Raw genomic sequence first — 315 nt, 5'->3', positions numbered from 1 at the left:
TCAAAAATTAAACTTCTTCTTTCAATGTTTATCATACAAGTGCGAGAAGTATGGCATTGAGTATGTAAAAGCTGATACATGGTTCGCGCTCATGTTGCGGAGTGAAATACGACCATTCAGTTCAACCAGAAGGACAGTGGAGTTTAAAAATACGTGAGTGGCGTTATGTTCCATGCAATAGCCATCACGATAGGGATGTAAATGCTGCGATAAATTTATCAAGATGGGTAAAATAAAAGCTTGATAATAGGAGGTAACGATACTGCCTCGTGTGGAGTGTTATACCCCTCGTCCCTTCGGGGTTGCGAGAACACG

Annotated in this window: 1 pseudogene; it reads left to right on the top strand. The window is 41.3% G+C overall.

The window, feature by feature from the left end:
- Positions 1-236, top strand: a pseudogene (locus KVT31_RS29450) (zinc ribbon domain-containing protein); the annotation flags it as partial.
- Positions 237-315: the final 79 nt, after the last annotated feature.

Source organism: Bacillus sp. GbtcB14 (genome assembly GCF_019091205.1).
Lineage (GTDB): Bacteria > Bacillota > Bacilli > Bacillales > Bacillaceae_G > Bacillus_A > Bacillus_A cereus_AG.
This window is presented reverse-complemented; position numbering and strand designations above follow the sequence as displayed.